Origin of the sequence: Micromonospora foliorum, from assembly GCF_022229015.1 — a bacterium.
Taxonomy (GTDB): domain Bacteria; phylum Actinomycetota; class Actinomycetes; order Mycobacteriales; family Micromonosporaceae; genus Micromonospora; species Micromonospora foliorum.
Genome location: NZ_JAKKFF010000309.1, coordinates 1 through 9,514 on the forward strand (window position 1 = coordinate 1; position 9,514 = coordinate 9,514).

At 71.9% G+C, this 9,514-nt stretch carries 10 protein-coding genes and 1 pseudogene; 3 read left to right on the plus strand and 8 right to left on the minus strand.

Translation table 11 applies throughout. The annotated features are described in order from the left end of the window. Both PSH25_RS22000 and PSH25_RS22005 read right to left on the minus strand, forming a co-directional pair. Window positions 1-703 (minus strand): hypothetical protein (locus PSH25_RS22000; RefSeq protein WP_238660872.1); only part of this gene is annotated, 703 nt, incomplete at its 3' end. Between the two features lie 60 nt (window positions 704-763). Further along, window positions 764-1,258: a hypothetical protein gene (locus tag PSH25_RS22005; protein ID WP_238660873.1), complete on the minus strand. Its 495-nt coding sequence runs from the start codon at window positions 1,256-1,258 to the stop codon at window positions 764-766. Window positions 1,259-1,310: 52 nt separating this feature from the next. Here PSH25_RS22005 and PSH25_RS22010 point away from each other — a divergent pair, with 52 nt between their 5' ends. After that, a complete protein-coding gene (locus PSH25_RS22010; RefSeq protein ID WP_238660874.1) occupies window positions 1,311-1,544 on the plus strand; it encodes a hypothetical protein in 234 nt (77 codons plus the stop codon). A gap of 187 nt (window positions 1,545-1,731) precedes the next feature. On the opposite strand, the gene thiC is transcribed toward PSH25_RS22010, so the two are convergent. The 5 genes and pseudogenes from thiC to PSH25_RS22035 form a co-directional block, all read right to left on the minus strand. Next, window positions 1,732-3,324, minus strand: a complete 1,593-nt coding sequence (gene thiC / locus PSH25_RS22015; RefSeq protein ID WP_238660875.1) for a phosphomethylpyrimidine synthase ThiC — start codon at window positions 3,322-3,324, stop codon at window positions 1,732-1,734. A gap of 17 nt (window positions 3,325-3,341) precedes the next feature. Continuing rightward, on the minus strand, window positions 3,342-4,127 hold the full coding sequence (thiD, locus tag PSH25_RS22020; RefSeq protein WP_238660876.1) for a bifunctional hydroxymethylpyrimidine kinase/phosphomethylpyrimidine kinase: 786 nt from the start codon (window positions 4,125-4,127) through the stop codon (window positions 3,342-3,344). Between the two features lie 158 nt (window positions 4,128-4,285). Beyond that, window positions 4,286-4,864: pseudogene (locus PSH25_RS22025) on the minus strand (thiamine phosphate synthase); the annotation flags it as partial. After that, on the minus strand, window positions 4,861-5,640 hold the full coding sequence (locus tag PSH25_RS22030; RefSeq protein ID WP_238660878.1) for a thiazole synthase: 780 nt from the start codon (window positions 5,638-5,640) through the stop codon (window positions 4,861-4,863). The pseudogene PSH25_RS22025 and the gene PSH25_RS22030, both read right to left, overlap by 4 nt. Continuing rightward, window positions 5,637-6,638, minus strand: a complete 1,002-nt coding sequence (locus PSH25_RS22035; protein ID WP_238660879.1) for a sensor histidine kinase — start codon at window positions 6,636-6,638, stop codon at window positions 5,637-5,639. Before PSH25_RS22035 ends, PSH25_RS22030 begins: the two co-directional genes overlap by 4 nt. Window positions 6,639-6,802: 164 nt before the next feature. Between PSH25_RS22035 and PSH25_RS22040 the strand changes: the two genes are divergently transcribed. Next, complete coding sequence (locus PSH25_RS22040) at window positions 6,803-7,390, plus strand: TetR/AcrR family transcriptional regulator (protein ID WP_238660880.1); 588 nt, start codon at window positions 6,803-6,805, stop codon at window positions 7,388-7,390. Between the two features lie 284 nt (window positions 7,391-7,674). Continuing rightward, complete coding sequence (locus tag PSH25_RS22045) at window positions 7,675-8,517, plus strand: alpha/beta fold hydrolase (RefSeq protein ID WP_238660881.1); 843 nt, start codon at window positions 7,675-7,677, stop codon at window positions 8,515-8,517. Between the two features lie 106 nt (window positions 8,518-8,623). Here PSH25_RS22045 and bioD read toward each other — a convergent pair whose 3' ends face one another. Then, the gene (gene bioD / locus PSH25_RS22050) at window positions 8,624-9,349 is read right to left on the minus strand and encodes a dethiobiotin synthase (RefSeq protein ID WP_238660882.1); all 726 of its coding nucleotides are present in this window, start codon (window positions 9,347-9,349) and stop codon (window positions 8,624-8,626) included. Window positions 9,350-9,514 lie beyond the last annotated feature (165 nt).

The window sequence follows — 9,514 nt, forward strand, 5'->3', positions numbered from 1 at the left end:
CGAGCACGGGCACGGAGGCGGCCAGCGCGGGCACGAGCACGGCGGGCACGACGGGCACGAGCACGGGCGCGACCGACGACGGCACGCGCGAGGCGCCGCTGACGATCAAGCCGCGACGGCCCCGCAAGTCGAAGGCCAGCCCGGACGCCACCGCCTCCGACGCGGCTGGCGACACGTCCCCTGCCCGTTCGGCAACCGCCAACGAGACGACCACCGACGAGTCGACCACCCGCGAGACGGCCACCCGCGAGGCGACCACCGGCCGCGCCACGAAGGACACCCGGCCGGGCAGGTCGGCCGACAGCACCGGCTCCGACGCGGCCACCGACACTCCGTTGTCCAGCCGGGAAAGCCTGGGCGGGCGGTCGAGCACGACCTCCGACGTCGCCTCGGCTGCTTCCGCCGGCACGGCGGCAGCCCGCAACACCGCAACCGGCGCCAAGCGAGCACCGGCCACCCCCGTCACCGGCTCGAAGCGAGCGCAGGCCACCTCGGCGACCGCCGGCGCGACGCAGGTGCCGGCCAACCCGGAGTCCCCGACCACGGCAACCGACGCCCCACAGACCCCGATTACCGCCACCGGGGCGACACAAGCACCGACCACCGCGACCGGCGCGACGCGAGCACCGGCGGCACCGAGCACCGCGACCGGCCACTCTGGTGTGGAAGCCGCCGCATCCCCGCGCGCCTCGAAAGCCGGCACGGGCGGCAAGGCACCGGCCGACGCGGCCTCCCCGACCAGCGATTCTGCAATCGCCGAAGGTCATAGCACCGACAGCGCACGGCCCGCCGCCGAGGACGTTCCCACCGCAGGGTTGTTCGGGGCCACCGAGGCCGGTGACCCGGACGCGGCTCGGTGGACGCCCGCGCCGTCGGCTTGGCCCGTCACCTCGGCGTGGACGGTGCCACCGCAGGCCTCCGAACCGGGGGCAACGGGAGCAACGGCATCGGAGGGGCCGAGCCGGCCCGACGAGCCGACCGGGCCGACCCCCAGGCCCCGGCATCGGGCACCGTTGCCAGACCTGAGCCGGGCCGGCACGTGGAACGCATTCGACACTTCTCGGCCCGGCGGGTCGGCGGGATCGCAGGACAGTTCGACGGCACGGCCAGCGCCGACCGAAGCCAGCGAGACCACCGCCCCGGCCGAACGCCCGGGTTCGCCGGAGTTCCCGGGCACGGCGGGCGCGCCCTCCGGTGCCACCACCACCGGCGCTACCGACAGCGCCACCGGCACCGGCACCGGCACCGGCACCGGCACCGACGATTTGGCACCTACCGACGTCACGTCGGCAGCGCCGACGCCCCCGAAGGTGGCAGAGCAGACCTCCCGGCGAGGGCGGCTCGGCGGCCTGTTCCGCCGCAACCGGTCCCGTGCCGACGAGGAGAGCCCGAAGACATCGGACGCAGCGGAGCCGCTGGCGACCCAGGACGAGGAATTCGTCGACTGGGTCGCCGGTCTGAGCAAGCCGGTGTCGGACAATGAGCCCGAGCAGGACAACAGCCGCCGGTCGTTGCGCTCCACCGGTCGACACCACCGCGAGTGACGAACCGCGACTGACCCACCGCGACTCACTTCGCACGCGGCGCGCAGCCGCACCGACCGATCGCCGCTGATCCACTCGGGTTCACCAAAACCGGGCTGTCCCACGCCGCCGGACCCCCCGACATCAATGAACCCGAGTCGATCACCCCGGGACGCCAGACGGACGCCCCGGGGACGACCCACCTGGGTCAGGCGAGCGGTAGGTAGACCCGGCTGCCGCCGGAGACGAACTCCTCCGACTTGTCCTTCATGCCGCGCGCCGCGTACTCCTTGAGCTCTTGGGTGATCTTCATGGAGCAGAACTTCGGGCCACACATCGAGCAGAAGTGGGCGGTCTTCGCGGGCTCGGCGGGCAGGGTCGCGTCGTGGTACGAGCGCGCCGTCTCCGGGTCCAGCGAGAGGTTGAACTGGTCCTCCCAGCGGAACTCGAACCGCGCCTTCGACAACGCGTCGTCCCATGCCTGCGCGCCGGGGTGGCCCTTGGCCAGGTCCGCCGCGTGGGCCGCGATCTTGTACGCGATCACGCCCGCCTTCACGTCGTCCCGGTCCGGCAGGCCGAGGTGCTCCTTCGGGGTGACGTAGCAGAGCATCGCGGTGCCGAACATGCCGATCATCGCGGCGCCGATCGCCGAGGTGATGTGGTCGTACGCGGGCGCGATGTCGGTGGTCAGGGGACCGAGCGTGTAGAAGGGCGCCTCGTGGCACCACTCCTGCTGAAGGTCCACGTTCTCCTTGATCTTGTGCATCGGTACGTGCCCGGGGCCCTCGATCATCACCTGGACGTCGTACGCCCAGGCGATCTTCGTCAGCTCGCCGAGCGTGCGTAGCTCGGCGAACTGCGCCTCGTCGTTGGCGTCGGCGATCGAGCCGGGGCGCAGCCCGTCACCGAGGGAGAACGTCACGTCGTAGCGCGCGAGCAGCGCACACAGCTCCTCGAAGTTGGTGTAGAGGAAGTTCTCCTCGTGGTGCGCCAGGCACCACGCAGCCATGATCGAGCCGCCCCGGGACACGATCCCGGTCACCCGGTCCACGGCCAGCGGCACGTACGGCAGGAGCACCCCGGCGTGCACCGTCATGTAGTCCACGCCCTGTTCGGCCTGCTCGATCACGGTCTCCCGGAACACCTCCCAGCTCAACTTCACCGGGTCGCCGCCGACCTTCTCCAGCGCCTGGTAGATCGGCACCGTCCCGATCGGCACCGGCGAGTTCCGCACGATCGCCTCACGGGTCTCGTGGATCCGCTTACCCGTGGACAGGTCCATCACGGTGTCCGCGCCCCAGCGGGTGGCCCAGGTCAGCTTCTCCACCTCCTCGGCGACCGACGAGCTGACCGCCGAGGTGCCGATGTTGGCGTTCACCTTGACCAGGAACGCCTTACCGATGATCGCCGGCTCGCACTCCGGGTGGTTGACGTTGAGCGGAAGCACCGCCCGCCCGGCGGCGATCTCGGCCCGCACGAGTTCCGGGTCGACGTTCTCCCGGATCGCCACGAACTCCATCTCCGGCGTCACCACACCGGCCCGCGCGTACGCGAGCTGGGTGGGCCGGCGACCGTCCACCCCGGCCAGCGGTGTGCCCGCACCCCGCACCGGTGCCACATCACCCCGCTCGGCGATCCACGGCCCGCGCAACGCGGGCAGCCCCACCTCGGGGTCCGACCCCGGGCCGGACGTGTCGTAGAGCCGCACCGGCGGCAGGTCCCCGGTCAGCCCCACCTCCGCGAACGGCACCCGGACATCCGGCCGCGAACCCTCGACGTACACCTTGCCTCGTGCGTGCATGACAGCCTCCCTGGTGATCAAGCGGACCAGCCGAAGTGGTTCAGCGGCCCGCGCCCCGCGCCCAGCTCCCAGCCCCGCGCGCCGGTCAGCGCACGGAGCACGTACTCCTTGGCGGCCCCCACCGCGGCCGGCACCGGATCGCCCAGACCGAGCCGCACCGCGATGGCCGCCGAGAACGAGCACCCGGTGCCGTGGGTGTGCCGGGTGGTCACCCGGGGTGCGCGCAAGAGGGTGGTGACGCCGTCGCCGTGCAGCACGTCGACCGCCTCGCCCCCGTCCAGGTCACCGCCCGTGACCACCACGTACTCCGGGCCGCCGGCCACCAGGGCCTCGGCGGCCACGACCATCGCGGCCACGTCGTCCACCGGGCGTCCGGTGATCGCCGCGGCCTCCGCGCAGTTCGGGGTCGCCACCCTGGCGTACGGGAGCAGCCGCTCCACCGCGCCCACCACGCCGAGCCGGTGACCACTCGTGGCGACCAGCACCGGGTCGACGACGAGCTGAGGCAGTCGGCCGTCCCGGGCCGCCTCGGCCACCACCTCCGCGATCGCCGGGGTGCCGAGCATTCCCGTCTTCACCGCGCAGACGGTGAAATCGGTGAGCACGCTGTCCAACTGCTCGGTGACCGTGCGCGGGGGCAGCGGCAGCACCGCGTCGACACCCCGGGTGTTCTGCGCGGTGACCGCCGTGAGGACGCTGGTGCCGTACGCACCCAGCGCGGCGAAGACCTTGAGGTCGGCCTGGATGCCCGCTCCGCCGCCGGAGTCCGAGCCGGCGATGGTCAGCAGTGTTCGCGGGGTCATTTTCTTTCCTTGGTTGCGGTTGAGGGCTGCGGCCGACCGTGCCCACTCCGGGCGGTCAGGCTTGATCCCTGCGTGGGCACGGTCGGCCGCAGCCCTGACATGGAGACCTGGGTGACCCGGCACCGGGTTTGGGTCAGCACAGGGGTGACCGCCTCGACATAAGCGCTGGTCAGACTCGCCGCTGTCTCGGTCGGGTCTTGTGCTCGCATGAGTGCGCCCAGCACCGCCACCCCGACGGCTCCCGCCCTGACGCAGGCGGTCACCTGTTCTGGTGTCTCGACTCCGCCGAGGGCCAGCAGGGGCACGGGGGTGGCCTCGACCAGCTTTCGCAGGCCGTCCGGTCCCAGGGGTGGGCCGTAGCCGGGTTTTGTCTTGGTGGGATGGACCGGGGAGATGGTGGCGTAGTGCTCGGTGGTGAGGCGGTACAGCTCGGCCTCGTTGTGGCAGGAGCGGCCGACCAAGCGGTGGGTCGGTGGCGGGTACGGGCCGGCGGCGGGCAGGTGCACGGCGTCGCCGCCGAGCGGGTCGGGGCCGGCCACGATCAGGGTTCCGCCGACGTCGGCGAGGATCGCGCGCAGGTCGGCGGCGAGGGCGGCGCGTTCGGCGCGGGGCAGATCCTTCTCCCGCAGCACCACCCAGCGCACTCCCCCGGCCACGGCGCCGGCCACGACCCGGTCGAGCCCACCCCGCGCGACGAGCCGGTCGGTCAACACGACAACCCCGGACGGCGGGGTCACAGCTCGGGTCTTCCCTCGTCGGGGGTGGACGCGAGCGCGTGGAAGCGACGTTCGATCCGACCGGCCCCGGCGGCCAGGTGGCCGGCCTCGACCGCGTACCGCATCGCGGTGGCCATCGCCACCGGGTCGGCCGCCCGGGTGACCGCGCTCGCCAGCAGCACCCCGTCACAGCCCAGCTCCATCGCCAGCGCCGCGTCGGACGCGGTGCCGATGCCGGCGTCGAGGATCACCGGCACGTCCACACCTTGCCGGATGAGTCGGATGTGGTGCGGGTTGCCGATGCCGAGCCCCGAACCGATCGGTGAGCCGGCCGGCATCACCGCGGCGCAGCCGACGTCGGCGAGACGGCGGGCGAGCACCGGGTCGTCGCTTGTGTAGGGCAGCACGGTGAAGCCGTCGGAGACCAACTCCTCGGCGGCGCGGAGCAGCTCCACCCCGTCGGGCAGGAGCGTCCGCTCGTCGCCGATCACCTCCAGCTTGACCCAGTCGGTGTCGAACGCGTCCCGGGCCAGCCGGGCCACCTTCACCGCCTCGGTCGCCGTGTGGCAGCCAGCGGTGTTCGGCAGCAGGCGTACGCCGCACCGGTCCAGCAACTCCAGGAGCCCGCCGGTGGAGCCCGGCGCGGTGCCCACCCGGCGCAGCGCCAGGGTGACCAACTCGGTCCCGGACGCCCGGATCGCCTGCTCCAACACGTGCAGGTTCGCGGCGCCGCCGGTGCCGAGGATCAGCCGTGAGGTGAAGGTCTCCCCACCCAGCTCGAACGGCACGCCGCTCACCCGCCCTGCGCCGCGGTGAGCACCTCGACCCGGTCACCGTCGCGGGTGAGGCGTACGTCGACCGGGGCGCCCGGCGCGTACCGGGCCGCGTTGGTCAGCGCCTCCCGGACGATCCGGTGCGCCGCGTGACCGGTCATCGCCGGTAGCTCCGCGACCGCCGGGGCGGCGTCCAGCCGTACCGCCATGCCGGCCTCCCGGGCACCGTCGACCAGGTCGGCGACGGTCTCCCCGCTCGGACGCAGCGACCCGCCCGCCTCCTCGCGGAGCACCCCGATGATCTCGTGCAGTCGCTCGGTGGCGGCGGAGACGCTGGCCCGCAACTCCCCCGCCGAGGCCCGGTGCCGATCGTCCAGGTCGGCGGCGACCTCCAGGGCGGCGGCGCGCAACGCGATCAGGCTGAGGTCGTGACCGAGCGAGTCGTGCATCTCCCCGGCGATCCGGGCCCGCTCACGCAGCCGGATCCGCTCGGCGGCACCCCGCTGCTCGCGGGCCAGCGCGTCGACGTGCCGGCGACCGGCGTCGGTCAACTCCTGCTGCTGGCGGCGGTACCGGCCGACCAACCAGGGGAACACGGCGGCGAAGAGCAGCACCGAGGCGAGCAGGAACCAGGTGGCCGCGCCGGCGCCGAGCAGCCCCAGGTTGAGCGCCGTGCCACCGGCCGTGATCAGCACGAAGACCATGATCGCCGGACCCACGGTGGCGCTGCGCCGCCCGGCGAGATAACTGAAGACCGGAATGGCGAACACGAAGTTGCCATCGACCAACGACCCGAGCACCGCCAGCACCAGGGCGACCAACGGCTGACGTCGACTCGCCACCACCGCCACACCGAGCACCAGCAGCTTGCCGACCAGCAGCGGCAACACGTACCGCGAATAGGGCGGGCTGACCTCGGCATAACCCACCGGGGCGGCCACCACCGCCCAGAGCAGCACGTCCAGCAGCAGGCGACGCCGCCGGTGCAGCCAACCCGGCGGCGCGGAGTCGAGAATCCGCACGGCGGTCAGGCTACCCACGCCCGACCTGCGCGGACACCGACGAAAGTCAGGTGTTCAGCTGCTCTCCCGGCCCGCGCCCGCGAGCCCGGCTCCTACCTTTGGATGAGCGAGCTAATCTAAACCGCACAGGTTCGCACACCGGACGGCGCGGAAGGAGACTCTCGATGGGCAGATCGTCACGTGCCGACGCGGCAAAGCATCGCGAAGAGGTGGTGGCCGCGACGTCACGGCTGCTGCGGGAGCGCGGCGCCGCCGGCATGAGCGTGCAGGACCTCATGGCGGCGGCAGGACTCACCCATGGCGGGTTCTACAAGCACTTCAGCTCGAAGGAAGAGCTGGTGGGCATCGCCACCGGAACAGCTCACCACGAGATCCAGAGCTTGCTGGAAAAGCTCCTCGGCGAGTTCCCCGACCGGACGGAAGCCCGCGCCGAGCTCCTCGACCAGTACCTCGCCGCCACGCATCGCGACTCGCCCGGCGACGGGTGCTCGATCACGGCGCTGGCCTCGGACGCCGCCCGGGGACCGGCCGAGGGCCCGCTGAGGAAGGCGTACGTGGCCGGGCTGGAGTCCGTTCTCGGCCAGGTTGCCGAGTATCAGGACGCGGAGGGCGAGGAAGCCCGTCGCCGCGCGATCGTCGATCTGACGTCGATGGTCGGGGCGCTCACACTGGCCCGGGCGGCACGTGGGACACCGCTGTCCGACGAGATCCTCGACGTCGTCCGCGACGCCCTCAGCGCACAACCGCGGTAGGTCCCACCCCGTTCGCGAGAGAGCCCCGGCCTGCGGGAACCGTCCCCGAGGGCTGGGGCTCCGTCGCATCCACGCGTGACGCCCGATGACCGCACCCCCGGTCGCGCCGGCACATCGTCCTCGCACCTGAGATTTAGATTACGCCTGCAATCTTACTGCCCGTGTTAGATTATGGTCATCATCTAATTGAGTAATCGGGCCGCATGTGTTCGACCGCCCAGGGAACGCGCCGAACCGGGCCGGCTGCCCACCTCATCTGGACCAGATCGAAACGGGAGAAAGACATGTCACTGCTCACCGCAGCAAACCAGACCATCCAGTCTGGCAACGGAACAACCTACACATACCGGAGATTCGGCAAGACGGGTGGCACGCCGGTGGTCTTCCTGCAGTGCTTCCGGGGCAACATCGACATCTGGGACCCCGCCCTGGTGGACGACATCGCCGCCGAGCGCGAGGTCATCCTCTTCGACGCCAGCGGTGTCGGCGGATCGACCGGGCAGGTGCCCAACACCGTACGGGAGTTCGCTCGCGACGCGATCGCGTTCATCGACGCGCTCACGCTGACCAGCGTTGACCTGTTCGGCTTCTCGCTGGGCGGCTTCGTCGCACAGAGTGTCGTCCTGCAGCGCCCCTACCTGGTGCGTCGGCTCATCCTCGCCGGTACCGGGCCGGAGGGTGGACGTGACTTCCACGCCTGGTCCGAAGAGACCCGCGGACACGCCTACCGAGAGGCACAGGACGCCGAGGACCTGCTCTACCTCTTCTTCTCCCCGTCCGAGGAGAGTCGGGCCAGGGGCATGGAGTACGTCGGCCGGATCTTCACCCGCCAGGAGGACCGCGACGCGCCCGCCTCGCTCGCCGTACGGGATGCGCAGGCCGAGGCGATCGCCGACTGGGGCATCCCCAGTGTCGCCAAGCTCGAGCGGTTGGCCGCGATCCAGCAGCCCACGCTTGTGGCGAACGGCAACCACGACGTCATGGTGCCCACCCCGAACTCGTACCTGCTCGCCGGGCACCTGCCGAACGCCGAGCTGATCATCTACCCGGACGCGAACCACGGGTTCCTCTTCCAGTACCCGCACCAGTTCGCTGGCGAGGTCAACCGGTTCCTGTCCGCCGCATAACCCCGCCCCCGGGGCTCTGACGGTCGGCATCCCCGGTTGCGGGCCGACCATGGCTCGCAACCGGGGAGGAGCCCGGCCTGCGCGGACACCGACAAGAGTCAGGTGTTCAGCCGCTCTCCTCGGCCCAGACCCGCCAGTCGTCGAGCACACCGTGCAGGGCCGGGGTGAGCCAACCCGGCGCGGAACGCCGGAACACCCCCGGATCCATCGCGCCCGCGCCGTCGGGCAGCGCGCCGAGCAGGTTCGGCACCAGGTCGGTGAGGTTCGTCCAGTGCACCAGCTCCGGGCGGGCCGGCCAGGCACCGATCACCACACCGGCCGGCACCGCCCTGCGGTCCAGCGCCTCCAGGGTCAACGCGGTGTGGTTGAGCGTGCCCAGCCCGGCGCGGGCCACCACCACCGCGGGCGCGCCGAGCGACACCGCCAGGTCGGCCATCGTCCACGGCTCACCCGACGGCCGCAGCCCCATCGGAACCAGCAGCCCACCCGCGCCCTCGATCAACACGAGGTCGTGCTTGTCGGCCTCCTCGCGGACGGCGTCCACCGCCGCGTACAACTCCAGCGGCGGCAGGTCGGCGACCCGCGCGGCGGCCAACGGGGCGAGCGGATCCGGGTAGCTGGCCAGGGTCCGACCAGTCAGCGGCGCGGCCAGCCGGTTGACCGCGTCCACGTCGCCGGGCTCACCACCGGCCGTACCGGTCTGACCCGGTTTGACCACCGCCACCCGCAGCCCGGCCGCCTGCGCGGCGGCCGCGATCGCCGCGGTCACCACCGTCTTGCCGACCTCGGTGTCCGTCCCGGTGACCAGAACCGACCCCGCCCACCCGGTCATAACGCCCCCTCGGTTCGCGACTGCGGGGCTCGCAAACCCGGCTCACTCCTCGCGCTCACGGTTCAGCTGCCCAGGTTGTGCATGACGTGCTTGATCCGTGTGTAGTCCTCCAGGCTGTAGACCGAGAGGTCCTTGCCGTGCCCGGAGTGCTTGAAGCCCCCGTGC